This window comes from Allofranklinella schreckenbergeri, assembly GCF_003703475.1.
Taxonomy (GTDB): domain Bacteria; phylum Pseudomonadota; class Gammaproteobacteria; order Burkholderiales; family Burkholderiaceae_C; genus Lampropedia; species Lampropedia schreckenbergeri.
This window is the reverse complement of sequence record NZ_RDQM01000001.1, coordinates 222,883-246,116: the sequence shown is the minus strand read 5'-3', so window position 1 is coordinate 246,116 and position 23,234 is coordinate 222,883. Positions and strand designations below refer to the sequence as shown.

General features: G+C 65.4%; 25 protein-coding genes. 10 read left to right on the top strand and 15 right to left on the bottom strand.

The genetic code is table 11. From position 1 onward, the window contains the following. Positions 1–130: 130 nt before the first annotated feature. The 4 genes from EBQ26_RS01065 to EBQ26_RS01050 are packed head-to-tail and all read right to left on the bottom strand — an operon-like array spanning position 131 to position 4,001. Positions 131–1,027: an SAM-dependent methyltransferase gene (locus EBQ26_RS01065; RefSeq protein ID WP_122237166.1), complete on the bottom strand. Its 897-nt coding sequence runs from the start codon at positions 1,025–1,027 to the stop codon at positions 131–133. Positions 1,028–1,039: 12 nt separating this feature from the next. Then, positions 1,040–1,645: a Maf family protein gene (locus EBQ26_RS01060; RefSeq protein ID WP_122237165.1), complete on the bottom strand. Its 606-nt coding sequence runs from the start codon at positions 1,643–1,645 to the stop codon at positions 1,040–1,042. After that, a complete protein-coding gene (locus EBQ26_RS01055) occupies positions 1,642–2,691 on the bottom strand; it encodes an FHA domain-containing protein (protein WP_122237164.1) in 1,050 nt (349 codons plus the stop codon). The genes EBQ26_RS01060 and EBQ26_RS01055 overlap by 4 nt, the downstream gene beginning before the upstream one ends. Continuing rightward, positions 2,679–4,001, bottom strand: a complete 1,323-nt coding sequence (locus EBQ26_RS01050; RefSeq protein WP_238944044.1) for a S1 family peptidase — start codon at positions 3,999–4,001, stop codon at positions 2,679–2,681. Before EBQ26_RS01050 ends, EBQ26_RS01055 begins: the two co-directional genes overlap by 13 nt. Positions 4,002–4,235: 234 nt before the next feature. On the opposite strand from EBQ26_RS01050, the gene EBQ26_RS01045 reads away from it, so the two are divergent. Next, positions 4,236–4,436 (top strand): heavy-metal-associated domain-containing protein, encoded by a 201-nt coding sequence (locus tag EBQ26_RS01045; RefSeq protein WP_122237162.1) that lies wholly within the window; start codon positions 4,236–4,238, stop codon positions 4,434–4,436. A gap of 99 nt (positions 4,437–4,535) precedes the next feature. On the opposite strand, the gene EBQ26_RS01040 is transcribed toward EBQ26_RS01045, so the two are convergent. The 6 genes from EBQ26_RS01040 to gspG all read right to left on the bottom strand — a co-directional run bounded on the left by EBQ26_RS01040 (position 4,536) and on the right by gspG (position 10,219). Then, complete coding sequence (locus EBQ26_RS01040; RefSeq protein ID WP_122237161.1) at positions 4,536–5,243, bottom strand: response regulator transcription factor; 708 nt, start codon at positions 5,241–5,243, stop codon at positions 4,536–4,538. Between the two features lie 197 nt (positions 5,244–5,440). Next, positions 5,441–6,244, bottom strand: a complete 804-nt coding sequence (locus EBQ26_RS01035) for an MBL fold metallo-hydrolase (protein WP_238944043.1) — start codon at positions 6,242–6,244, stop codon at positions 5,441–5,443. Positions 6,245–6,394: 150 nt separating this feature from the next. After that, a complete protein-coding gene (gene bamC / locus EBQ26_RS01030; protein WP_122237159.1) occupies positions 6,395–7,537 on the bottom strand; it encodes an outer membrane protein assembly factor BamC in 1,143 nt (380 codons plus the stop codon). A 196-nt stretch (positions 7,538–7,733) separates the two neighbouring features. Next, positions 7,734–8,633 (bottom strand): 4-hydroxy-tetrahydrodipicolinate synthase, encoded by a 900-nt coding sequence (dapA, locus tag EBQ26_RS01025; protein ID WP_122237158.1) that lies wholly within the window; start codon positions 8,631–8,633, stop codon positions 7,734–7,736. A gap of 360 nt (positions 8,634–8,993) precedes the next feature. After that, a complete protein-coding gene (gene orn, locus EBQ26_RS01020; RefSeq protein ID WP_122237157.1) occupies positions 8,994–9,596 on the bottom strand; it encodes an oligoribonuclease in 603 nt (200 codons plus the stop codon). 146 nt (positions 9,597–9,742) lie between these two features. Next, positions 9,743–10,219, bottom strand: a complete 477-nt coding sequence (gene gspG / locus EBQ26_RS01015; RefSeq protein ID WP_122237283.1) for a type II secretion system major pseudopilin GspG — start codon at positions 10,217–10,219, stop codon at positions 9,743–9,745. Between the two features lie 159 nt (positions 10,220–10,378). Here gspG and EBQ26_RS01010 point away from each other — a divergent pair, with 159 nt between their 5' ends. Then, positions 10,379–10,924: a type II secretion system protein N gene (locus EBQ26_RS01010; protein WP_122237156.1), complete on the top strand. Its 546-nt coding sequence runs from the start codon at positions 10,379–10,381 to the stop codon at positions 10,922–10,924. A gap of 180 nt (positions 10,925–11,104) precedes the next feature. Here EBQ26_RS01010 and EBQ26_RS01005 read toward each other — a convergent pair whose 3' ends face one another. The 5 genes from EBQ26_RS01005 to EBQ26_RS12520 form a co-directional block, all read right to left on the bottom strand. Next, the gene (locus EBQ26_RS01005; protein ID WP_122237155.1) at positions 11,105–11,971 is read right to left on the bottom strand and encodes an OmpA family protein; all 867 of its coding nucleotides are present in this window, start codon (positions 11,969–11,971) and stop codon (positions 11,105–11,107) included. A 314-nt stretch (positions 11,972–12,285) separates the two neighbouring features. Next, entirely contained in the window at positions 12,286–12,678 is a 393-nt protein-coding gene (locus EBQ26_RS01000; protein ID WP_122237154.1) for a DUF4398 domain-containing protein, read from the bottom strand. 117 nt (positions 12,679–12,795) lie between these two features. Then, entirely contained in the window at positions 12,796–13,476 is a 681-nt protein-coding gene (prfH, locus tag EBQ26_RS00995; protein WP_122237153.1) for a peptide chain release factor H, read from the bottom strand. Continuing rightward, on the bottom strand, positions 13,467–14,681 hold the full coding sequence (locus EBQ26_RS00990; RefSeq protein WP_122237152.1) for an RNA ligase RtcB family protein: 1,215 nt from the start codon (positions 14,679–14,681) through the stop codon (positions 13,467–13,469). The genes prfH and EBQ26_RS00990 overlap by 10 nt, the downstream gene beginning before the upstream one ends. Positions 14,682–14,802: 121 nt before the next feature. Next, a complete protein-coding gene (locus EBQ26_RS12520; protein WP_147473969.1) occupies positions 14,803–15,024 on the bottom strand; it encodes a hypothetical protein in 222 nt (73 codons plus the stop codon). Between the two features lie 409 nt (positions 15,025–15,433). On the opposite strand from EBQ26_RS12520, the gene EBQ26_RS00985 reads away from it, so the two are divergent. The 8 genes from EBQ26_RS00985 to EBQ26_RS00950 are packed head-to-tail and all read left to right on the top strand — an operon-like array spanning position 15,434 to position 23,216. Continuing rightward, a complete protein-coding gene (locus tag EBQ26_RS00985) occupies positions 15,434–15,952 on the top strand; it encodes a GbsR/MarR family transcriptional regulator (protein ID WP_095538306.1) in 519 nt (172 codons plus the stop codon). Between the two features lie 25 nt (positions 15,953–15,977). Further along, positions 15,978–16,490 carry a type II toxin-antitoxin system RatA family toxin gene (locus EBQ26_RS00980; RefSeq protein ID WP_122237151.1) on the top strand — a complete coding sequence of 171 codons (513 nt, stop codon included), beginning with the start codon at positions 15,978–15,980 and terminating at the stop codon, positions 16,488–16,490. A 32-nt stretch (positions 16,491–16,522) separates the two neighbouring features. Further along, the gene (locus EBQ26_RS00975; protein WP_122237150.1) at positions 16,523–17,026 is read left to right on the top strand and encodes a thiol-disulfide oxidoreductase DCC family protein; all 504 of its coding nucleotides are present in this window, start codon (positions 16,523–16,525) and stop codon (positions 17,024–17,026) included. Positions 17,027–17,065: 39 nt separating this feature from the next. Further along, the gene (locus tag EBQ26_RS00970) at positions 17,066–18,070 is read left to right on the top strand and encodes an NAD-dependent epimerase/dehydratase family protein (protein ID WP_122237149.1); all 1,005 of its coding nucleotides are present in this window, start codon (positions 17,066–17,068) and stop codon (positions 18,068–18,070) included. Between the two features lies 1 nt (position 18,071). Next, entirely contained in the window at positions 18,072–18,521 is a 450-nt protein-coding gene (locus EBQ26_RS00965) for a DoxX-like family protein (protein ID WP_122237148.1), read from the top strand. Beyond that, complete coding sequence (locus EBQ26_RS00960; protein WP_122237147.1) at positions 18,518–18,997, top strand: DUF2269 family protein; 480 nt, start codon at positions 18,518–18,520, stop codon at positions 18,995–18,997. Before EBQ26_RS00965 ends, EBQ26_RS00960 begins: the two co-directional genes overlap by 4 nt. A 47-nt stretch (positions 18,998–19,044) precedes the next feature. Then, a complete protein-coding gene (gene dnaE / locus EBQ26_RS00955) occupies positions 19,045–22,803 on the top strand; it encodes a DNA polymerase III subunit alpha (protein ID WP_390614153.1) in 3,759 nt (1,252 codons plus the stop codon). Between the two features lie 50 nt (positions 22,804–22,853). Further along, a complete protein-coding gene (locus tag EBQ26_RS00950) occupies positions 22,854–23,216 on the top strand; it encodes a type II toxin-antitoxin system RelB/DinJ family antitoxin (protein WP_238944042.1) in 363 nt (120 codons plus the stop codon). The last annotated feature ends 18 nt before the right edge of the window (positions 23,217–23,234 follow it).

The following is a 23,234-nucleotide window of genomic DNA, read 5'->3' as shown; positions in this document are numbered from 1 at the left end:
TTTGATCTGTATTGGGGAAATCGGCGCAAGGCAGAATTTCCATTTCGATGGAGTTGAAAAATCGCCTGTTTCGGCTTGATAGGCAATGTGTGTGTTTTCCTATCGATTGGGGGAAAACGCAGAGCGCAGTTCAGCAGCCGAAAACGAACACCGCAGGCGTTTTCCCGTCGGCCGGGCAGGCGGGGCTGTGCTGGCGCCACTGGGCGACGGTGCGCGTTTGGCTGATGGCGCTCTCCAGGCTCAGGCCGGCGCTGATGGAAAGCCAGGTGTCTGGACGCAGGTGTTGCAGCAAGGCTTGCCACAGGCGGGCGTTGCGGTAGGGCGTTTCGATGAGGATTTGCGCCTGGCCGCTGTGGCGGCTGAAGCTGTCGAGTTGCTTGATGCGCGCGGCGCGCTCGCCTTCGGCCACGGGCAGATAGCCCGTGAATGCGAAGTTCTGCCCGTTCAGCCCGGAGGCGGCCAGCGCCATCAGCAGTGAAACGGGGCCGACCAGCGGCACGACGCACAGCCCCAGTTGATGCGCGGCGCGCACGATGGAGGAGCCAGGATCGGCCACGCCGGGCATGCCCGCTTCGCTGAGCAGGCCGATGTCGTGCCCCTCCAGGGCGGGTTGCAAGAGGGCGGCGGGGTCGTAGCCCACGCCGCGCTCTGGGATGGCGCGGTGTTGGTGTTGGTGGTGTCGGCTGGCGTTTTTGCCCAAGGCGGCTTGGCCTTTCATGCCCTTGGTCTGGCGTGGGTTGCCAGCGCTGGATGGCGCGCTTGCGTGGTCGCCGCTTTTATGGATTTCGCGCGGCAGCTCGGCCATCTGCATGGCTTGCAGCGGCTGGCACAAGGGGTAGAGCGCGTCGATGCGCTTGAGGTAGGCGCGGGCGGTTTTGGCGTTTTCGACAATCCAGTGGCCAGTGGCGGCGGCTTGGCGCAGGGTGTGCTCGGGCAGCGTGTGGCTGAGGGGCATTTGCTGGGCGCAGCCAAAATCCAGCGGCGCGGGCACCAGCAGCAGCCGACCTTTTCGGGGGGGCGTTGTCATGGTTTGCAGGCGTCAGGGAATGGCCAGACCCGCAGCGCGCAGCATGCGGCAGGTGCGGATCAGGGGCAAGCCGATGAGGGCGGTGGGGTCGTCGTTGTCGATGGCATCGAGCAGGCTGATGCCTAGCCCCTCGCTTTTGGCGCTGCCTGCGCAGTCGTAGGGCTGTTCGGCGCGCAAATAGCGCTCGATCTCGGCGGCATCCAGCGGACGAAAACGGGTACGAACGGCAGCCAGGTCCTGCAACACCAAATGGCTGGCCTGGCAGACCACGGCGATGGCGGTGTGAAAAACGACGGTTTGTCCGCTCATGCGGCTCAATTGCGCCACGGCGCGCTCGTGGGTGTGGGGCTTGCCCAGGCTTTGGCCGTTCAAATCGGCCACTTGGTCGCTGCCGATGACGATGGCCTCGGGGTGGCGCGCGGCCACGTCCTGCGCCTTGGCCAGCGCCAGGCGGATGGCGAGCGCTTGCGGGGCTTCGCCGGGCAAGGGGGTTTCATCCACCTCGGGGCGGGCGATGTCAAAGGGCAGGCCCAGCCGCTCCAGCAAGGCGCGCCGGTAGGGCGAGGTGGAGCCAAGGATGAGCGGGCGTGGGCTGGGCGGGAGGGCGGCAGGGTTCATGGCAGGTCTTTGGACGTTTCTTTTGCGTTGAGTTTTTCCAGCTTGCGGCGCAGCGGCGCTTCCAGCTCCTCGGCTTCCAGGCGGAATTGTTCAACGCTGATGGTTGGGCTGGCGCGCAGCCAGGGCGGCCCCAGGGATTTGCCATACCAGGGCGTCCAGAGCTGGCCCGTATCGGCGTAGCGCAGGAGCGGCGGAATCAGCGCCAGCGCCAGGGCAAGGGCCAGCACGAGCGCGGTGGCCACGCGCACGCGAGTGCGGGTGTAGAGCACGATGCGCAGGTGCGCCCAGACGGCGACGGCCAACGGCAGCCATTCCCATTCTTCCCAAGCCATGTTGAGCCAGGGCAGCGACCAGCTAAAGGACAGGCCCGCCATGACGTAGTTCAGCGCCAGCATGACCAGGACGGCCCAGGACATGATGCCGGTGTGCCGCCAGAAAAACATCTGGTGGCGGAAGATGCGCGTGACGATGGCCCACAGCAGTGCCCAGACGCCGAGGGTGATGAGGTTGGGCATCGTTTCTTCCAGCACCAGGCGCGTGCTGATCTCGTCGTATTGCAGGTAAACGTGCAAGGCGTGCAGCAAAACGATGCCGAGCAAGGCCAGCGCAGGGTTGAGCAGCGACCACCAGGTGCGCGTCAGCAGCGGCAGCTCCTCGCTCACAGGCGCACCGGCCAGGCGCAGGCGCAGGCGGGTGGCGCCCGCGTGCCATTCGCTGCCGCTGTGCAAGGGCAGGAGCTGGCCGGCGCGGTACACCTTGCGCCCCTGGCGCAGGCCGTTGCGGGTGCTGGCGGAGACGGTGGCAACAATGTGCGGCGGCGTGGGTGTTGCGCCCGGCTCATCCGGCTCAACGCTGCCAGGCTGGGGGCTGTCGGGCGCAGCCGTTGTGGCCTCCAGGGTGAAGTGATGTGCGGCCAGGTGCGGGTCGTCCAGGACGACATCGTTGCCCACATCGCGCCCGACGGTGACGGGCCACTGGTGCAGCGGCCAACTGCTGCGCGCGTGCCCGTCGCGGTCGAGGACTTCGAGAATGCCTAGTCTTTCCATGCAAAGCCCTTCAGGAAATGTTCGGTCAAACGCATGGCGTTGGCGTAGCTCACGCCCTCGACCTGCAAGGAGCTGAGCAGGCCTTGGGTGTCTTGGTTGACGGAGGCGGTAATCAGGTGCAGCGTGTACAGGCCGGGCAGCTTGCGCAAGCCGTCGATGCACAGCACCGCCCGCATGGGCAGGTGGTTGTGCTCCACAAAGCGCTCATGGCAGCGGCGGGGCACGTCTTTGCCCCTGTAGTTGTCGGCGACCTGGCTGCCAAACAAGTCGGAATACTGCTGCGCAAACCGCCAAGGCCCGATGGTGCGGCCATCCAGCCAGGTGTGGCTGACGTTCAAGGTGCCCAGGGTGTTGTTGCGGCGCACGAAAATGCCCCAATCCATGGTGCATTCCGACTCGCGCGAGCGCATGTCCGTCTCGTCGTCGCGCGAGGAGTTGCCCCAGCAGCGCATGAAGACTTCCTGCGGAATGGGCGCCTGGTAGCGGCTGGGCGCTTCTGCGTCGGGCTGGGCTTGCCAAGGCAGGGCGATGAAACGCTCGGTCAGCAGCTCCTGGTGGGCCAGCAGTTGCCGGGTGATTTCGGCATAGGCTTGCGAGGCCTTGAGCGGCGTTGGCGTGGAGCTGGTGGCCAAAGCGGCGCGCGCGCGCTCCAGCAAAGGCTGCGCGAACTGGCTGGGCACAAGAAAGCTGATCTGCTCGCCATCGCGGCGGGTGGCGACGTTGACCCCGATGACTTGGCCGTTTTCGTCCAGCGCAGGCCCGCCGCTCATGCCGCCGCTGAGCGAGCCGCCGAAAAAAATATGGGGGTAAAACGCGCGTTCGACCTCACCGTTGTAATGCCCCTCCATCACGGCAAAACCCACATCCAGCGGATTGCCCAGGGCAAAAATGCGCTCGCCGCGCTGCATGGCCTGGTGAGCGGGGCGGAAACGCAAAGGCGGTGTGTGGGCGAAATGCTCGCCTTCGATACGCAACAGGGCAAGATCGTGCACGACATCGAACGCCACAATGCTCAAGGCGCCTTGTTGGCCTGCACCGGTGGTGTAAACGAGGCGGTGGCGCTGAGGCTCCAGCAGTGCCGTGCTGATGACGTGGTAATTGGTCAGCAGTAGCCGGGCGTTGGCGTCGGCCTCAATCAGAAAACCCGAGCCAACGCTGCTTTGGCTATCGCTGCCTTTGACCAGCGTGCGCACTTGCACCAATTGCTCACGCGCCTGGGCATAGACGCGCTGGGCAGCCGGGCTGGCATCGGTCAGGGTTTCGGCTGCGGGCACGGATGGCGGCGTTTCCGCTTTGGTATCTTGGGCCAAACACGGTTGGGCGATGGCGGCAAACGCTGCCAGCAAAATCGGAAAAATGCGCCCATAACGTCTGTGACGCCTGCAACAACTGGAAAGCCGCAAGAAAGAGATCATGGGGCGCGATTGTAGGGGTGAGGGTTGGCGAACTCTGCCTACAATGGCTCCAAGCGTGCAGAGCGTGGATCAGCCCGCCTTTGCCTGATTGTTCGTTAATGGCGTATCGCCTTTTTCAAGGAGGTTTCAATGAATCAGACATTCAAAGTGACAGGCATGACATGCCAGCACTGCGTCAATGCGGTCCAGAAAGCGGTTCTCAGTCTGGACAATACGGCGAAGATTCAAATCGATTTGGGCACGGGCCTGGTCAGCGTGGGCACAACACAGCCGCGCAGCGCGTTGATTGCGGCGATTGAGGAGGCTGGTTATAAAGTGGTCGCGCTCTGAGTTTTTTCGCGTTTTTCAATGCCTGAAAGAAAAAAGCCGCTTGATCAAGCGGCTTTTTCAATTGTGAAAATCGGTTTTTTATTTTTCTGGATTTGAAAATCAGGCGTGATCGGTATCCGATTTGCAGGCCTCAAGGCGATAGCCAACACCATATACGGCATTGACCACGTAGCCATTTTCAGGATGCAACCCCAGTTTGGTGCGCAAGCGCGAAACGTGGGTATCCAGCGAGCGCGAGGGCACTTGGTTGGCCTGGCCCCAAACCAGCTCACGGACATGATCGCGCGAGAGCAGGCGCCCGGCATTTTGGAACATGAACAGGGCCAAATCGAATTCCCGCGCTTTCATTTCCACGGGCTCGCCCCGCACGGCCAGCGTGCGATTTTCGGTATCGAAGGTGTAAATGCCGAACTCCAAAATGCCCGATCCGTTTTGCGAGGCGGGGTAAGCGCGCCGCAACAGGGCACTTACGCGGGCGGTAAGTTCGCCGATGCGAATGGGTTTGGCCATGAAGTCGTCCGCGCCGCAGCTCAAGCCCGCGATAACGTCGCTTTCGCTATTGCGCTGCGTCACAAACAAAATGGGTGTGCTGGAGCCAATGCTTTTGCGGATGGCGTCAACCACGGCGGGGCCATCCATATCGGGAAGCATCCAATCGATAATGATTAAATCGAACGTTTGCCGACGCAAATCTTTTAACAGGCTGGTTCCATCGCCATACAAATAGGCGGTGTGGCCCATTTTTTCGACGGTGGCGCGTTCCATTCCCTGAACCAGCGGGTCATCATCCAATATTGCGATTCTCATTTTCTGCTTTACTCGGTCAAAGGGGGTAATCGGTTTGCACGCCTGTGATGAAATTTTCAGGCGGTATTGTAATAAAAAATTAACAATGTGGTGTCTTGCTGAGAAGTGGCAATGCGGGGTTTTTAAATTTTTTTTTATGCATCAACAAAGTTATCGCATTTTAATGTTGGTTGATGGTTGTTTGAGGTTAAATGCCATCACGAAGAGGGGTTGATCCAATCGCAGCCAGCCTCTTGGGTAGCAATGTGCAAGGCGATGGGGTGCGTGCCGATGGCCTGTTGCATCCAGCGCAAGGCATGCTCGGGGCGGTTGTTTTGCTGGCTGAGGTGGGCGGCCACGACGTGTTGCAGCCCGCTGTGCAGGACTTGCGACAGCAATTGCGCGGCGGTGGCGTTGGCCAGGTGGCCTTGCGGCCCGGCGATGCGGCGTTTGAGAAAGGGGGGATAGCGGGAGGCGGCCAGCAAATCGGGCTCGTGGTTGAACTCCAGCAGCAGGGCTTGGCAATCGCGCGCGTGCGCCAGCACGTGGGGGGTGATGTGGCCCAGGTCGGTGAGCAAGGCGATGTCCAGGCCCTCTTGGCTGATGCGCAGTTGCAGGGGTTCGCGCGCGTCGTGCGGGACGGTGAAGGGCAGGGCTTGCATGCGGCCCCAGGTGATGGTTTGGCCGTCGCGCGCGCACTGCCACATGCCGTCGCAATCGGGGCGGCCTGCGCCTAGCCAGGTGCCGTAGCTGCTCCAGATGGGGATGTGCAGGCGGCGCGCCAGATCGAAGCAGGGGCCAACGTGGTCGGCGTGCTCGTGCGTGACGAAGATGGCATGCAGATCTTCGGGCGTGAGTGCGCAGGTTTGCAGTTGCGCGCGCAGTTGGCGCAGCGGCAGGCCGCAGTCGATCAGGGCATAAAAGGGGGCTTGACCATCGGCTGCACGCCCTTGCACCAAGGTGGCGTTGCCTGAACTGCCGCTGGCCAGGCTGCGAAAGCGCAATGGGGGAGGGGGTTTCAATTCCAAATCGATGAAAAATTAACTTATTACCCATGTTGCCGAAACATGGGTATTTTTTATCTTTTTGATTTGTAAAAAAAGGATGTCTGGCCGGCGCGGCGCGGCCGCTGCCTGCCTGGCATCCTCAAGCCAAGGGCTTTGAATAGGCGCTTATTTCAAGTCTTCGTGCAGCAGGCCGATGATGCGCTGGGCCTGCTCGGCGGGGGCGGGTTGGCCGGCTTCGGTTTGCACTTGGGCGTAGGAGGCGCCGCCTTGTGTGTGCACGAAGATGCGGTAACGCACGGGTTGCGGGGCCGAGGCTTCGCGACCGATGAGGCGGCCAAAGAAGCCGGGTTTTTCGCGCTGGGCGTCGGGCGCGATGTAGCGCACGAAGTACAGGCCCTGGGAGCGGTCGCGGTCTTCGACGGTGAAGCCGGTGCGATCCAGCGCGGTGCCGACGCGACGCCAGGCGCGGTCAAAGTCGTCTTGCAGTTGCAGGGCGGGCGCGGCGGCGAGCTGCACCATTTGGGCGCCGGTGAAGGTGCTGGCGCTCGCGCCAGGGGTGGCTTGGCCGCTGGCGGCGGCAATGGCGCGCGATTGTTCTTCACTCACGCCTAGGCGCACCATCAGGCGGCGCAGGAATTCGGTTTCCAGCTCGGCATCGGCGCTGCGGGGCTGCCACATGGTGAGTTGCTGGGTGCGGTCGGTGAATTCTTCCACCATGCCGCGGTGGGTGATGTAGATGTCGGTACCGCCATCGGGGCGGCGCTCCAGGCGGGTGCGGAATTTGTCGCGCTCGCCGGTGGAGTACAGCGCGTCGATGACTTTGCCCAGCGTGTTGCGGATGATGTCTTGCGGCAGCTTGGCGCGGTTTTCCGCCCAGTCGGTTTCCATGATGCCGATGGCGGGCTGATCCATCACCAGGGTGAAGCCGTTGTCGAGCCAGAACTGGCGCACGGGATCCCACAGCGCATCGGGGCTGCGGGGCACGCTGAGCCAGCGGGTGTTGCCTTCGCGGTGGATGCGCACATCGGCCATTTGGTCGCCTGCGACCTGGTTGCCGCTTTGGCCTTGGCGGATTTGCGCGGCCAGCAAGGCGTTGGCGGAGACTGCGCCGCCGGAGAGGGTGTAGCGCGCGTCGGGGGTCAGTTGCGTCAAATCGGGGGGCACTTCCAGCGCGGTGCCACGGGAGGCGCTTTTGTAGTCGATCTTGTCGCCCTCCATGACGGAGCAGGCCGCAAGGGAGAGCGCAGCGGCCAGAGTGAGGGCGTGCCGTGCAACAGGGCGGATGGACTGGGCAATGGGTCTGGTCATGGGTTCAGGGCGAAAGGGCGGGTGGCGGTGCGGCGGGTGCCATGCACCGCCGCTGCCGATGGATGAGGAAAAGGGCGGACCAGGGCCATAGGGCAGGGGAGGGCAATGACGGGGCAGCGCTGGCGTTTGCAGTGCGGGATGCCACGGCGCGTTCTGCCTGTGTTGAGCCTGCGTCAGGTCAGCCTCAGGCCAGCGGTTATGCCAGCAACTGCGCGCTGCGCAACGCGGCTTCCAGCGGGGCCTGGTGGGGCTGCGAGAGGGGCGTGAGCGGCAGGCGCAAGGTGCCGCCGCACAGGCCCAGGCGTTGCATGGCCCATTTCAGCGGGATGGGGTTGGCCTCGTTGAACAAGTGGCGATGCAGTGGCATCAGGCGCTTCTGGATGGCGTTGGCTTGCGGCGCATCGCCTGCAATGGCGGCTTTGCACAGTTGGCTCATGAGGGCGGGGGCGATGTTGGCGGTGACGCTGATGTTGCCGTGGCCGCCGCAGAGCATGAGGGCGATGGCGGTGAGGTCGTCGCCTGAGAAGATGGCAAAGCCCTCGGGCGCTTCCTGGATGAGACGCTGGGCGCGGGCGATGTCGCCCGTGGCTTCCTTGATGCCGATGATGCTGGGGATTTGCGCCAGGCGCAGCACGGTGTCGTGCTGGAGATCGGCCACTGTGCGCCCGGGCACGTTGTAGAGGTACATGGGCAGCTCGGGCACGGCCTCGGCGATGGCTTTGAAGTGCTGGTACATCCCCTCCTGCGTGGGCTTGTTGTAGTAGGGGGCGATTTGCAGTTGGCTGTCGGCGCCGACTTGCTGGGCGTAGCGGGCCAGGGCGATGGCTTCAGCGGTGGCGTTGGAGCCGCAGCCAGCCATCACGGGCACGCGCCTGGCGGTGTGTTCGACGACGGCTTTGATGACTTCCTGGTGCTCCTCATGCGTGAGCGTGGGGGATTCGCCAGTGGTGCCGGTGACGCTGATGCAATCGGTGCCTTGGTCGATATGCCAATCCACCAGCTTGCGCAGGGTGTCGAAATCGACGCTTCCGTCTTCGTGCAAGGGGGTGACCAGGGCCACGATGCTGCCAGTGAGGGCCGTTGCAGGAGATGCCATAGAGGGGAAGAGAGGGGTAAAAGCAAAAGGCGCATTCTAGAGCGTGTTATGCACTTTCCGCCCCCCGCGAGAGCGCCCCGGCGTGTGCAGTGCAAGGCGCCGTCCCCGCCGCAGCCTGATGGGCTGCAAGGGGGCGGCAACGCCACAATGCGCATGCCGGGGCGCTTCTCCCTTCGGGCTGGCCCCAAAACCATGCACTCGCCGCGTTGGCCCGCTTGCCAAGGCAGCCGGCCTTGGCGGCGCGCGCCGCCTTGCGATTACACGGTTTTGGGGCCAGCGCGGGGGTGCGCAAAGTGCATAACACGCTCTAGAGCGTGTTATGCACTCTCCGCCCCCCGAGCGGGCCGCCTTGGCGGGCGCTCAAATCTTCATCACCTGCGCGCGGTAGTACTGCAACTCGTCGATGGATTCGTGCACATCGGCCAGCGCGGTGTGTTTTTGCGCTTTTTTGAAGGCCTGGGCGATCTCGGGTTGCCAGCGCCGCGTCAGCTCCTTGAGGGTGCTGACATCCACGTTGCGGTAGTGGAAATACGCCTCCAGCTTTGGCATGTATTTGACGAGAAAGCGCCGGTCTTGCCCGATGGTGTTGCCGCACATGGGCGATTTGTTCTTGCCCACATAGCGGCGCAGAAAGCTCAGCAATTGCGCCTGGGCCTGCTCCTCGTCGATGGTGGAGGCGCGCACCTTGTCGATCAGGCCGCTGCGCCCGTGCGTGCCTTTGTTCCAGGCGTCCATCTTGTCCAGCACCTCGTCGCTTTGGTGCAGCACGATGACGGGGCCTTCCACGCGCGGCTGCAATTGCGGGCCGGTGACGATGACGGCGATTTCCAGCAGGCGCTCGCGCTCGGGGTCCAGCCCGCTCATCTCGCAATCGAGCCAGATCAGGTTGTCGTCGGATTTGGCCAGCAACTGGGCTGGCTGGTCGGAAGGGGAGCAGGCGGAAGCGGGGGGGGAGAGGGTCATTGCGTCGTTTGCAGGCTACGGTGGGAGGGTGTTTTTATCAATCAAAAGGCAACAAAATATGCCTTTTCGGCATATTTTGAAACGAGTTGGTTTTCCTTTGATTGGGGTGGTGGCGGGGTGAGGTGGGCGGGAAAGGGCGGCGGCGCTTATTGCCAACTGCCGATATCGGCATCGGCCCCTTCGCCGCCGGGCTGGCCATCGGCGCCGTAGGAAAACACATCCACCTCGCCATGCAGGCCCGGTTGCAGGTATTGGTAGGGGTTGCCCCAGGGGTCCAGCGGCAGCTTGCCATTGTCCAGATACGGGCGGCTCCACTTGGCGGGCACAGGCTCGGTCGTGGGGCGCTCGATCAGCGCCTGCAAGCCTTGCTGGGCCGTGGGGTAGCGCATGTTGTCGTTGCGATAGAACTTCAGCGCGGTGACGATGGTGTTGATTTGCGCGCGCGCGGCGGTTTGGCGCGCCTCGTCGGTGCGGCCCAGGATGTTGGGGGCTACCAGCGCGACCAGCACGCCCAAAATGACCACCACCACCATGATCTCAATCAGCGTGAAACCGCGCTGCAAACGCGCGCTGCAGTGCGGGCGGGGGGCGGAGGCGGGCAGGGGGGAGGCAGGAAAAGTCATGACAAAAACAGGCTGTTGGGCGCGCGGCCAGCGCGCAAGGGGCGTGATTTTGGCCCACAAATGGGCCTCGATCTGGCCTCAATCGACCCTGGCTGGGCAGGCGCTGAAGGCCTGCTGACTGGCGCGGGGGCGCATGGCCGTCGATCATAATCGCGCCCCATGCGCAAGCCTTTTCTTCAATCGCCGTGGGCGCAACGCCTGCTCACCAGCGCCGTTTGGGCGCTGGCGGGGGGCAGCGCCGCCTTTTGGGTGCTGGTGCAGCCCGCCTTGCAAGATGGCCCGCCCGCTGCTGTGGCCGGCCAACAGTTTTGGACGGCCGATGCTCAGGGCTTGCGCGCGCTGCTGGGGGCACAAGGCCCAGCGGCTGCCGCGCAAGCGCCCGCCACCGAGGCGATGCCCGATGCCCGTTACGAGTTGGTGGGCGTGATGGCAGGCACGGCCAGCGGGCAAGGCGCGGCGCTGATTGCCATCAACGGCCAGAGCGCCCGCATGTACCGCGTGGGCGCCCAGGTGGGCGAGGGCGGGCCGTATCTGCGCAAGCTGCAAGGGCGCAAAGCCTATTTGCAGCCTGCCCAGGGCGCGGAGCTGGAGCTGGAGCTGCCCGCTTTCAAACCCACACCCCCCACTCAGCCCAAGCCCGGCGCGCTGGAGCCAGCCATCAAAGGCCCGATGCGCCAGGGCGGTGGGCATGTCTTTACGCAATAAGCATGTATTTACAAATCAAAAGGAATAAAAAATAGCCATATTTAGGCTTGATAGTATTGAAGTTGATTTTCCTTTGATGAGTAATTGAGAGGATGGAGAAACCACGAAAAAAAACCGCGCGGGCGCTTGGCCTGGCGCGGTTTTTTCATGTGCAGGGCGTGGTGTGCGTGCAGTGCGTGCTTAACGCGAGCGCAAATTGCCCTGTTCGTCGGCAATCACTACCTCAACGCGGCGGTTCATGGCCCGGCCTTCGGGGGTGGCGTTGCTGGCGACGGGGTGGTTTTTGCCATAGCCCTGCACGGTGATGCGTGCGGGGTTGACGCCACGGCTGACCAGGGCCGATTGCACGGCGGCGGCGCGGCGTTCGGAGAGGGCCTGATTGAAGGCCTCGGAGCCGACCGAGTCGGTATAGCCCTCAATGCGCAGGCGACGCTCGGGGAATTGCTGCAAGAACGCAGCGAGCTTGTCCATGCGCGGGTTGGCTGAGGGCAGCAAATCGCTCTTGCCGAACTCGAACAGCACATCGCCCAGCGTGACCAGCAGGCCGCGCTCGGTTTGCTCGGCCTGCATCTCGCGCAGGCGCGCTTGCAGCGCCTCGTTTTCCGCCTGGGCGGCTGCGGCCCTGGCCTGGGCGGAGGCAGCTTCGGCTTGCGCAGCCTGGGCGGCGGCCTGTGCCGATTCGAGCTGGCGCGTGCGCGTTTGCAGGCGCAGGCGGTCGGCTTCGCTGCGGGCCTGGCCAAAGGCTTGCTCGGCCGAGCGGGCCTGGGCCACCAGTTGGGCCGTTTGCGCTTGCTGGGTGGCCAGGTAGGCCAGGTGGCGGACTTCGGCCTCGTCGCCGTCTTTGCGCCAGATGCGGTCGGCCTGGGCAATGGTGTCGGAAGCGGATTTGAGCTCCAGTTGCGCGAAGCGGGCCACGTCGGCATTGGAGCCGGTGGCGGTCACGAGCTGGCGCGCTTGCTCCAGCGCGGGGTTGACGCCTGTGGCGGCGCAGGCGGTCAGGACGGCAGCGGCGGCGGCCCACAGCGTCCATTGCATAGGCTTGTTCATGTGTGCACTCCTTTGATGTGAGAACCGGGGAATGGAATGGCTTCTAGAGCGTGTTATGCACTTTGCGCTCCCCCGCGCTGGCCCCGAAACCGTGTAATCGCAAGGCGTCACGCGCCGCCAAGGCTGGCTGCCTTGGCAAGCGTGGCAACGCGGCGAGTGCATGGTTTCGGGGCCAGCCCGAAGGGAGAAGCGCCCCGGCATGCGCATTGCGGCGTTGCCGTCCCCTTGCAGCCCATCAGGCTGCGGCGGGGACGGCGCCTTGCACTGCACACGCCGGGGCGCTCTCGCGGGGGGCGAAAAGTGCATAACACGCTCTAGCGTGCGGGTTGGCGCAGCAGCTCGTCGCTGAGGGCTTGGTTGGCGCGGCGCACTTCATCCAGCGCGGCCTGGTTTTTGGCGGCGTTGGCTTTGCTTTCGGCCAATTGGGCATCGGCCTGGGCTTCTTGCGCCAGGCGGCGCGCTTGCAGGTGCTTTTTCTCAGCCAAGGCCTGCTCGGCGCGGGCGAGCTTTTCGCGGGCCTGTTGCAGCTCCACAGGCGCGGCGGCGGCGACCGAAGGCTGGGTGACGACGCGATCCAGCGTGGAGCGGGCTACGGCCATCTCGGCCGTAGGCGCGGGGACGCTGGAGCAGCCCGCCAGCGCGCAGGCCAGGGCGAGGCTGCCCCAAACAGCGCCGGTGCAGCGCGTGAGCTTTTGTGGTGAAAGCATGGTGTTCTCCTTTCGGTAGCAATAGCAATGGCAACAATGCCGCTGGCAGCGGCGGTGATTGCGGTGATTCGATTCTAGAGCGCCCCCGGCGACCGGACGCCGGGGCGCTTGGGGCCTCTACAGCGGCGCTTTGGCGTGGAACACGCGCACCGGGTTGCCGCGATCGACGCGCCAGTGCAGTTGCGCGCGGGCCTGGCGTGCGTGGGCTTGGGCGGCCTGCGCGCGCTCGGCCAGCCTGAGGGCGATCAGCGCGCGGGCCAGCTTTTTGTTGGCATGCTGGCTGCGCTCCGCCATCACCTTGATGGCGATGCCGCTGGTTTGGTGCACGGCGTGTACGGCAGAGGCGGTCGTGTTGACGTGCTGGCCGCCTTTGCCCGCTGCGCGGCAGGCGGTAAAGACGATGGCATCGTCACCAATACCTTGCGCATCGGCGTGGTCGGGCGGCTGTTCGCCTGGCTCCCAATCCGGGCAGCGCTGCACGGCCACAAACCAGTTTTTGCGCCGATGGCCCGGGCGCAGCGGGCTGGCGAACACCCATTGGATGCTGCCCAGCCAGCTTTGCAGCCAGGGCTGGAGCAGGGTGGCGTCATCTTGCGCCTGCCCCCGGGCATGCCTTTGCGGCGCAGGCCGCACCTGCAAAACCACGGATTTGTAGCCAGCCGCCGTGCGCACGGCCTGCACTTGGTGCAACTGCACGCCGGCGCGCTCGGCATCGCGCAGCAATTCGCGCAAAGTCAGGCGCACGGCCAGCTCGCACTCGGCGGGGCCTTGGGCGGCGGTGATTTGGATCAGCAGCATGGGGCGGCGCCTTTCTTGTAAGTCAGCAAAGGGCGCAGGCGCGCCAGCAGCCGGATCAGGCCCGCCTCGACCAGGCTGGCGACGACGGCATCGACTTCCTTGTACGCCTGCGGCGCTTCCTCGAACAGCAGCTCCTTGTCGCTGCACACGACGGCGCTGCCCAGGCGCGTTTTGCGCAAATCGTCGGCATGAAAGCGCGCCAGCCGCCCCGCGCAGTCGCTGCGCGCCCATTTGCGCCCCGCGCCGTGGGCCAGCGAATCCAGCGCTTCGTGCCGCCCGGCAACGGGCTGCACCACATAGCTGTAATCGCCGCGCGAGCCGGGAATGACGACCGGCCCCGCATCGGCAGGCGTGGCCCCCTTGCGGTGCAGATAGCCTGGCAAGCCATCAATGCAGGCCGCGTGCACGTGGTTGTGGCTTACATCCAGCAGCAACTCGCCCTCGGCGCGCAACGCGCGCAAAAAGCGCTGCGCGATGCAGGCGCGGTTGAGCTGGGCGTAAGCCAGGGCGGCATCGTGCTGGCGCAAATAGTCTTGCGCGGCCGCGCTGCCCGCACGCAAGCCCGCGTGGCCGTGGGCTTGCACATGCTCGCGCAAGATGGCTCCGCCCAGCCCGCGCGAGCCGCTGTGCACCAGCAGATACACGCCGCGTGGATCCAGCGCCAGAGCCGGTGCGCCGTCTGCGCTGCCCTCATCGCCATTGGCGGGATCGGGGTAGAGGCGATCGCACGCCAGCAGCTCCGCAAAGTGGTTGCCCCCGCCGATGGTGCCCAGGCTGCCCTCCAGCATCGCCGTCGTGCTCGGCAACGCCCTGGCATCGGCCAGCGCTTGCACTGCGCGCCAGGACGCTTGCGCCTGGGCTTCGTGCAGCAGCGCCTCGGGCAGCGGCCCCTCCTGGCTGCCCAGCCGCTTTTCCAGTTTGGCGGGGGAGGTTTTGTGCGCCTTCAAATCGGTGCGCCACAAGGCCATGCCGCAGCCGATATCGCCCCCCACCAGCGCGGGGTAGAAGTGCCCGATGCTGAAAAACGCCGCGCCAATGGGATAGCCGCGGCCCGCGTGCAAATCCGGCAGCCCGACCGCTGCGTGCATGTGCGGCAGTTGCGCCGTGGTGCGTAACTGCGCCACGGCATTGGCTTCCAGCCAAACTTGTTGATTGGCAAACACGCGCACTTTGTCGCGCAGGTTTGCCTGCAAAGAATTGCCCATAGAAATCCTTGAATGAAAGGGAAATCAAAAAAGAAACAGGGCAACCTGGGCAGACGCAAGCCAGACGCAGGCATGCGGCAGCGAATGTGAGGCTGATGCACTTACCAATCAAAAGTAAAAATCAATCTATTGCTATCATGCCGAAAGCAATGGATTTTGTTTTCTTTGATTGGTAAAAATGCGGGCGCAAAAGCTGAAAACCACGCTGCTTGGTGCAGCGGCCAACGCCGACCAGACAGGCCAAGCGGTCAAGCCGCGTTGGCTTGCGAGCGCAAAAGGTAGTGGAGGCGCGGAGGTTTTCAGGCGGCGGCCAGCGCAGCCAGGTTGCAAAGTGCGATGGCATGGCGTCGGGTCATGGGAAGCTCCTTTGCAACGTGGGGTGAAGGCGCAGCCCGCGCAGTGGGGCATGGCCGGAGGATGGGCGCACAAGGCGCAAAACGAAAGTGCGAAGTCTAGCGACGCAAGCTCCAGTTGGGCAAGACTGCCATGAGGACGAACCTGCCAAACCAGAGGGTGTCAGTGTGAACTGTGGTGTAGAAGAAGCAAAACAAGCTTGCGTTGGGTAGGTTTGGGCGTGGGAACCTTCAGCTTTGGCGGTATGTGCAGCCTTGCGATCACACGGTTTCGGGCCAGCAGGTGGACGCAAAGTTCGCAACGTGCTCTTGGATGACGATGGTTTCAAGATTTTGCCTCCCTATCAGTACTAAATTTCTGTCTTGACAGAAATTTCAGTTGCTATACATTCCCGGCTTATGGAACTAACTGACATCGCACGCCGCTTCGTCGTCCACTGGGGCGAAATGGGCTCCGCCTGGGGCGTTAACCGCACGGTGGCGCAAATCCATGCGCTGCTGTTCATCCACGGCCGCCCGCTGCATGCCGAGGCGCTGGCCGAGACCCTGGGCGTGGCGCGCTCGAACGTGAGCAACAGCCTCAAGGAGCTGCAAAACTGGAACCTGATCCGCGTCACCCATGTGCTGGGCGACCGGCGCGATTACTTTGAAACCTCCAGCGACGTGTGGGCGCTGTTTCGCACCATCGTGCGCGAACGCAAGGAGCGCGAGTTCGACCCCACCACGCGCCTGCTGGCCGAGCTGGTGGCGCGCGAGGACTTCGCCGCCGAGCCGCCAGACGCGCAGGACCGCCTGCGCGAGACCCTGCGCTTCATGCAGGCGCTGGGCGCCTGGAGCGAGGAGATGCTGCGCCTGTCGCCCAGCACGCTGGAGAAGGTGCTCAAGCTCGGCGCCAGCGTGCAGAAGCTGGTGCGCTGAACCCTTAACCGACCAGGAGCCGCCCATGCGCATTCAGACCCACATCGACATCGCGGCCAGCGCCGCCACCTGCTTCGATCTGAGCCAGGACTACGCCCTGCGCCCGCTGTGGGACAGCCTGACTCCGCACGCCCGGCCCGCCACCGCAGCCGACGGCACGCGCGTGGCGCACTGCCCGGCCCCGCTGGGCATGGCGTTTGACGTGGCTTACGTCAGCTTCCAGCGCCCGCGCGTGGCCGCCTTCCGCCTGCTGCGCGGGCCCTGGCTGTTTGCCGCGCTGGCGGGCAGCTGGCGCTTCGTGCCCGATGGGCCGGGGCGCTGCCGCGTGCACTTCACTTACCACCTGCGCCTGCACCGGGCCGTGGCCTGGCTGCTCACGCCGCTGGTGGGCCGCTACGTGCAGCGCCAATCGCGCCAGCGCCTGCGCGCCCTCAAGCGCCTGGCCGAAAGCCTGGAGCCATGCCCAGGCCGCGAAAGCAGCAAAAGCAGCACAAGCCGCCGCGCCCCTTTTTTGCGCCTTGATTTCACTTTTTTCTGAAATATCCATTTTTAAAAACCAAGGAGATCACCATGCCCGCCACCTACCCCCTGACGCTGTACTACGACGCCTCCTGCCCGCTGTGCGCAGCGGAGATGCACGCGCTCTTGCAGCGCGACGCACACGGCCGCCTGCGGCTGGTGGACTGTTCGCCCCCCGGCTTTGACGGCGCGCCCGCCGGCTGCACCCAGGCCGAGCTGATGCGCCTGATGCACGCCCAGACCGCCGACGGCCGCGTGCTGGTGGGCGTGCCCGCGTTCGAGGCCGCCTACGCCGCCGTGGGCCGCCACCGCGTGGCAAGCGCCCTGCGCCATCCGCTGCTGGGCCGGCTGGCCCGCGCGCTCTACCCGCACCTGGCGCGCCACCGCCAGCGCCTGCCCCGCTCGCTGGCGCGCTGGCTGTTCGCGCGCCCCCTGGCACAGCCCCTGCAGGAGGCACAGGCCCACGCCGCCCGCCATGCCAGCCAGCGCTGCGGCCCGGCGGGCGCTTGCCGACTGGATGAAAGCGGCGCGCCCCGTCAACCGTCCCCAAAGTAGGGCCTGTTCACCCTCCACGCCATTGAAAGGAGCCTTGCCATGACCGCCCCTGCATCCTCCACCCCATCCACCGCCCCCACCGTGCTGCTGTGCGGCGCCAACGGCTTCATCGGCCGCCACATCGCCCAGGCCCTGCGCCGCGCAGGCTGGCAGGTGCGCGCCGCCAGCCGCCACAGCAGCCCGGCCGTGGATTTCACCCAGGCCAGCACGCCAGCTCACTGGGCGCCGCTGCTGCACGGCGTGCAGGCCGTGGTCAACGCCGTGGGCCTGCTGCGCGACAGCCGCGCACGGCCCATGGCGCTGGTGCACGATGCCGCCCCGCGCGCCCTGTTCGACGCCTGCGCCGCCCACGGCCTGCGCCGCGTGGTGCAGATCTCCGCGCTGGGCATCGCCCACGGTGACACTGCCTACGCCCGCACCAAGCGCGCCGCCGACGCCCACCTGCTGGCGCTGACCGAGGCCGGCCAGCTCGATGGCGTGGTACTGCGCCCCAGCCTGGTGTTTGGTGCGGGCGGCGAGAGCACGCGCCTGTTCATGGCGCTGGCGCGCCTGCCCTGGCTGGCCCTACCACGCCCGGTGCTGCAAGCGCGCGTGCAGCCCCTGGCCGTGTGGGACCTGGCCGATGCCGTGGCGCGCCTGCTGCCGCCGCCCGCTGGCATCGCCACGGGCACAAGCGCCACCACTGACTTCACCGCCAACAACGCCACCGACGGCACCGCCGCGTTCACCGGCCTGGCCGATCTGGCTGGCCCGCAGGCCATGACGATGGCCGAGTACATCGCGCTGCTGCGCACGCAACTGGGCGAACAGGGCGGCAAAGGCCCCGCCCGCCCCGCCCGGGTCTGGCCTCTGCCCCATTGGCTGACCCGCGCCAGCGCGCGCCTGGGCGATGCGCTGCCCTTTTCCCCCTGGTGCAGCCAATCGCTGGCCCTGCTGGCCAGCGACAACGTGGCCGACGCCCACACCCTGCCCGCGCTGCTGGGCCGCCCGGCCACGCCCCCGGCGCGCTTCATCGCGGGCCTGGCCGCATTCGCCGGAGGCTGACATGCGCCGCACGCCTGCAACCCCATTCGAAGCCCCATCTGCAACCCCGCCCGCAGGCCCCGCCAGCCACGGCCCGCATGGCCTCCACGCCCCTGGCGCACTGCGCCTGCTGCGCGCCAGCCTGATCGCCGTGTGCTGGCTCACCGTGGCCGCCAGCCTGATCGAGTGGAACGGCCAAAGCCTGGCGCTGCTGCGCGCCGGCGGCGTGCCGCCGGGGCCGCTGGCGCACGCGCTCATCGGCAGCGGCGTGGCGCTGGACATCGCCCTGGCGCTGGCGCTGACCTGGCGGCCCACCCGCGCCACCTACGCCCTCACGGCCCTGGCCGTGTTGGGCCTGACGCTGGCCGCCACCGCACTGCTGCCCACGCTGTGGCTGCACCCCATCGGCCCGCTGAGCAAGAACCTGCCCATCCTGGCCATTCTTTTCGTCCTCTACCGGAGCGCCCCATGAACAGCTACCTCATCGTCAAATGGCTGCACATCCTCAGCAGCGTGCTCATGGTGGGCACGGGTTTTGGCTCGGCCTTCTACATGTTTTTCGCCAACCGCTCGGGCAACGTGGCCGCACAGGCCGTGGTCAGCCGCCTGGTGGTGCGCGCCGACACCTGGTTCACCACGCCGGCCGTCATCGTGCAGCCCGTCACCGGCGTGCTGCTGGCCTACTGGGCCGGCTGGCCGCTGAGCACGCCGTGGCTGGCCGCCTCGCTGGCGCTGTACGCGCTGGCCGGCGCCTGCTGGCTACCCGTGCTGTGGCTGCAACTGCGCATGGCGCGCATGGCCCAGGCCGCCCACGCCAGCGGCAGCGCCCTGCCCCATGAATACGCACGCCTGGCCCGCTGGTGGGAGGCGCTGGGCTACCCGGCCTTTATCGCCATGGCGCTGGTGTATTGGCTGATGGTGAACAAGCCCGCGCTGTGGGCGGCGTGATGCCTTGCTTTTCCGGCAGGCCAGCCCCCCTCCTACAATCGCGCCCCATGTTTATTCACCTGCGTTTGCACACTGAGTTTTCCGTCGTCGATGGCACGGCCCGCATTGGCGATGTGGTCGCGCGTGCGGCCAAGGATGGGCAGCCGGCCCTGGCCATCAGCGATTTGAACAATCTGTTTGGCGCCGTCAAGTTCTATACCAAGGCGCGCGGCAAGGGGCTCAAGCCCATTTTGGGCGCGGAGGTGGTGGTGGCCGGGGCGCCTGGCGATGCGCCCACGCGGCTGCTGCTGCTGGTGCAGGACTGGCAGGGCTATTTGAGCCTGAACGCGCTGCTGGCGCTGGCCTGGACGGACAAGCAGCACGCCGCCGCGCAGGCCCAGGGCATGGGGCAGGTGAGCATGGCGCAACTGGAGCAGCACAGCCAGGGGCTGATTGCACTCTCGGGCGCGCAGCAGGGGGCGGTGGGGCGCAGCTTGCTCAATGGCGATTTCCCGCAGGCGTTCGAGCGGGCGATGGAGCTGGCGCGCATCTTCCCCCGGCGCTTTTACATCGAGCTGCAACGCGCGGGCCGCCGCGATGACGAGCGCTACATCGCCCAGGCCGTGCAGTTGGCGGCCAAGGCGGGGCTGCCGGTGGTGGCCACGCACCCGATCCAGTTTCTCGATGCCGATGAGTTCGAGGCCCATGAGGCGCGCGTGTGCATTGCCGAGGGCGAAATCCTGGGCGATCAAAAGCGCCAGCGCCGCTTCACGCCCGAGCAGCATTTCAAGACCGCCGCGCAAATGCAGGCGCTGTTTGCCGACATCCCCAGCGCCATCGCCAACACGGTGGAGATCGCCAAGCGCTGCAATCTGACGCTGGTGCTGGGCAAGCCGCGCCTGCCGGACTTCCCCATCCCCGAGGGGGAAACCATCGAGAGCTACTTCCGCCAGCAATCGCACGCCGGGCTGGAGCAGCGCCTGGCGCTGCTGTACCCCGACGCCGCCCGGCGGGAAGCCGAGCGCCCTCGCTACGTGCAGCGGCTGGAGTTCGAGCTGGAGACGATCCTGAAAATGGGCTTTCCCGGCTACTTCCTGATCGTGTCGGACTTCATCCAGTGGGCCAAGGCCAACGGCTGCCCGGTGGGGCCGGGGCGCGGCTCGGGCGCGGGCTCGCTGGTGGCCTATGCGCTGTCCATCACCGATCTGGACCCGCTGCAATACAACCTGCTGTTCGAGCGCTTTCTGAACCCCGAGCGGGTCTCCATGCCCGACTTCGACATCGACTTTTGCCAGACCAACCGCGATCGCGTGATCGAGTACGTCAAGCAAAAGTACGGGCGCGAGGCCGTCAGCCAGATCGCCACCTTCGGCACCATGGCCGCGCGCGCGGCCATCCGCGACGTGGGCCGGGTGATGGACATGAGCTACACCTTCTGCGACGGCATCAGCAAGCTCATCCCCAACAAGCCGGGCAAGCCCGTCACCTTGCAATACCCGCCGGAAAACCTCAGCGAGGCCGACAAGGAGAAATACGCCCTCGCCGCCGAGCCGCTGCTGGCCGCGCGCATCAAGAACGAGGAGGAAGTCAAATCCCTGATCGAGATGGCGCAAAAGCTCGAAGGGCTGACACGCAACATCGGCATGCACGCCGGCGGCGTGCTGATCGCGCCGGGCAAGCTCACCGATTTCTGCCCGCTGTACCAGCAGCCCGGCAGCGATGCGGCCGTGAGCCAGTACGACAAGGACGACGTGGAGGCCATCGGCCTGGTCAAGTTCGACTTTCTGGGCCTGGCCACGCTCACCATCCTGGAGCTGGCGCGCCAGTTCATCATCGCCCGCCACCCCGGCCAGCAGGACTTCGCCTTTGAAAAGCTGCCGCTGGACGACAAGGCCACCTACAAGCTGTTTCAGGAAGGCAAGACCGAGGCCGTGTTCCAGTTCGAAAGCCGCGGCATGCAAGGCATGCTCAAGGAAGCGCGCCCCAGCCGCCTGGAAGACCTCATCGCCCTCAACGCCCTGTACCGCCCCGGCCCGATGGACCTGATCCCCAGCTTCGTGGCGCGCAAGCACGGCAAGGAGGAGGTCGAGTACCCGCACCCGCTGGTGGAGAAGGTGCTGAGCGAAACCTACGGCATCATGGTCTATCAGGAGCAGGTGATGCAGACCGCGCAGATCCTGGGCGGCTACTCGCTGGGCGGCGCCGACTTGCTGCGCCGCGCCATGGGCAAGAAAAAGCCCGAGGAAATGGCCAAGCACCGCCTGATCTTCCGCGAGGGCGCGGCCAAGAACGGCATCAGCGAGGCCAAGGCCGACGAAGTCTTCGACTTGATGGAGAAGTTCGCCGGCTACGGCTTCAACAAATCGCACGCCGCCGCCTACTCGCTGCTGGCCTACCACACGGCCTGGCTGAAGGTGCATTACACGGCCGAATTCTTCTGCGCCAACATGACCGTGGAAATGGACGACACGGACAAACTCGCCGTGCTGCTGGCCGATGCGCAGAAATTCGGCATCCGTTTCGAGTCGCCCGACATCAACCACGGCGCCTGGCGCTTTGAACCCGTCAGCGACCGCCTCATTCGCTACGGCCTGGGCGCCGTCAAAGGCACGGGCCAGGCCGCCATCGAAGCCATCATCGCCGCGCGCGAAGGCCGGGGCGAAGGCGACAAAGGCCGCCAAAGCGGGCCGTTCAAAAGCCTGTTCGACTTCTGCCTGCGCGTGGACAAGCACAAGATCAACAAGCGCACCGTCGAAGCCCTCATCAAAGCCGGTGCATTCGACCGCCTGGAGCCCAACCGCGCCGCCTTGCTGGGCACGCTGGATATCGCCTTTGAATGGGCCGCCACCCAACTGGCCAACGCCAACCAGGGCGGCCTGTTCGACATGCTCGGCGACGACGCCATCGGTGCCAGCGGCCAGGAGCCGCCCTTGCAAACCGTGCTGCCCTGGGGCGTGCGCGAGCGCCTGCTGCACGAGAAAACCGCGCTGGGGTTTTTCCTCTCCGGCCACTTGTTCGACGAATACGAGGCCGAAGTGCGCCAATTCGCCCGCACCCCCATCGCCGACCTGCAAGACAGCCGCGAACCCCAACGCGTGGCAGGCATCGTTGGCGAGCTGCGCAGCGTCAACGGCCAGCGCGGCAAAGTCTTCATCTTCCAGCTTGATGACAAAAGCGGCGGCATCGAAGCCGTGGTGGACGAAGCCCTCATGGCGCGCAGCGGCGACTACATCCGCGAAGACGAACTCGTCATCCTCAACGTCCGCTACCAGCCCGGGCGCAACGGCTTCGAGCCGCGCCTGAGCGTTATCGACGTCATGGACTTGCCCCAGGCGCGCTGCGCCTTTGGCCGCTGGCTGCGCCTGGACTGGGACGACGCCATCGCCACCAAGCCCGATGCCCTGCAACAACTGGACGCCTGGCTGCAAGCGCACCGCCCCCGGCCAGCCGCCGCCGCAGCGCCCGCCAAACCCGGCCCGGCCCCAAGCGCTTCCGGCCCCCAGACCGTGGCCCCCGAAGACGCCTTCGACGCCCGCCTGGCCGTTCTTGCCGAAGCCGAAGGCGACGCCCCCATGGACCCCAACGCCATCCTGCACGCCATCGCCCAGGAAGAAGCCCCGGCCAGCACAGTCCACCCGGAGGAGGATGCCCCCGCCCGCCCGGCAGGCGTGCGCCTGCGCCTGCACATGCAATGCCAGGCCGGGACAGACAGCGCCACCGTCGCCCTGCTTGCGCCGCCCGCCCAGGCCATCTTCCCCAGTGAAGAAGCCCTGCACGCCCTGCGCGTGCTCAACGGCGGCGTTGGGGTGCAGATGGTGTATGGATGAATTGCAAATCAATAGTAAATTAGATTAATTTACTATATTGCCGAAATAGGTTGATTTTTTATCCTTTTGTTTTGCAAAAAAAGCTGCATGATGGTTGCAGAAGGAGAAAAATGGCTTTGACTTCTGACCCGGTGGTTCAGGCCCGCATCAACGGACAGGTGAAGAAAGAAGCAGCGGCTGTGCTGGCAGTCATGGGGTTGACGCTCTCCGATGCCATGCGCGCTGCACGCGCTGGCGAGCTTGAACCGCTCGCGCTCGACCAAATCCAGACGGACATTCAGGCTGCGCAAGCGGAATCAATCGCCATCACCTGCAAAACAGCACACGCTCTGGCTTGCAGGCGCCAGTCAAGCCCTATGCCAGAATCGCGGGCTTTTTTCGCAATATTTGCGCCTGCTGCCCCCCATGCTTGACGGGTGCAGCAGGTGCCA

Coding starts and splice junctions, on each gene's coding strand:
- EBQ26_RS01065 (WP_122237166.1), bottom strand. CDS start 1,027: ATGACAACGCCCCCCCGAAAAGGTCGGCTGCTGCTGGTGCCCGCGCCG.
- EBQ26_RS01060 (WP_122237165.1), bottom strand. CDS start 1,645: ATGAACCCTGCCGCCCTCCCGCCCAGCCCACGCCCGCTCATCCTTGGC.
- EBQ26_RS01055 (WP_122237164.1), bottom strand. CDS start 2,691: ATGGAAAGACTAGGCATTCTCGAAGTCCTCGACCGCGACGGGCACGCG.
- EBQ26_RS01045 (WP_122237162.1), top strand. CDS start 4,236: ATGAATCAGACATTCAAAGTGACAGGCATGACATGCCAGCACTGCGTC.
- EBQ26_RS01040 (WP_122237161.1), bottom strand. CDS start 5,243: ATGAGAATCGCAATATTGGATGATGACCCGCTGGTTCAGGGAATGGAA.
- bamC (WP_122237159.1), bottom strand. CDS start 7,537: ATGACCAGACCCATTGCCCAGTCCATCCGCCCTGTTGCACGGCACGCC.
- dapA (WP_122237158.1), bottom strand. CDS start 8,633: ATGGCATCTCCTGCAACGGCCCTCACTGGCAGCATCGTGGCCCTGGTC.
- orn (WP_122237157.1), bottom strand. CDS start 9,596: ATGACCCTCTCCCCCCCCGCTTCCGCCTGCTCCCCTTCCGACCAGCCA.
- gspG (WP_122237283.1), bottom strand. CDS start 10,219: ATGACTTTTCCTGCCTCCCCCCTGCCCGCCTCCGCCCCCCGCCCGCAC.
- EBQ26_RS01010 (WP_122237156.1), top strand. CDS start 10,379: ATGCGCAAGCCTTTTCTTCAATCGCCGTGGGCGCAACGCCTGCTCACC.
- EBQ26_RS01005 (WP_122237155.1), bottom strand. CDS start 11,971: ATGAACAAGCCTATGCAATGGACGCTGTGGGCCGCCGCCGCTGCCGTC.
- EBQ26_RS01000 (WP_122237154.1), bottom strand. CDS start 12,678: ATGCTTTCACCACAAAAGCTCACGCGCTGCACCGGCGCTGTTTGGGGC.
- prfH (WP_122237153.1), bottom strand. CDS start 13,476: ATGCTGCTGATCCAAATCACCGCCGCCCAAGGCCCCGCCGAGTGCGAG.
- EBQ26_RS00990 (WP_122237152.1), bottom strand. CDS start 14,681: ATGGGCAATTCTTTGCAGGCAAACCTGCGCGACAAAGTGCGCGTGTTT.
- EBQ26_RS12520 (WP_147473969.1), bottom strand. CDS start 15,024: ATGCCATCGCACTTTGCAACCTGGCTGCGCTGGCCGCCGCCTGAAAAC.
- EBQ26_RS00985 (WP_095538306.1), top strand. CDS start 15,434: ATGGAACTAACTGACATCGCACGCCGCTTCGTCGTCCACTGGGGCGAA.
- EBQ26_RS00980 (WP_122237151.1), top strand. CDS start 15,978: ATGCGCATTCAGACCCACATCGACATCGCGGCCAGCGCCGCCACCTGC.
- EBQ26_RS00975 (WP_122237150.1), top strand. CDS start 16,523: ATGCCCGCCACCTACCCCCTGACGCTGTACTACGACGCCTCCTGCCCG.
- EBQ26_RS00970 (WP_122237149.1), top strand. CDS start 17,066: ATGACCGCCCCTGCATCCTCCACCCCATCCACCGCCCCCACCGTGCTG.
- EBQ26_RS00965 (WP_122237148.1), top strand. CDS start 18,072: ATGCGCCGCACGCCTGCAACCCCATTCGAAGCCCCATCTGCAACCCCG.
- EBQ26_RS00960 (WP_122237147.1), top strand. CDS start 18,518: ATGAACAGCTACCTCATCGTCAAATGGCTGCACATCCTCAGCAGCGTG.
- dnaE (WP_390614153.1), top strand. CDS start 19,045: ATGTTTATTCACCTGCGTTTGCACACTGAGTTTTCCGTCGTCGATGGC.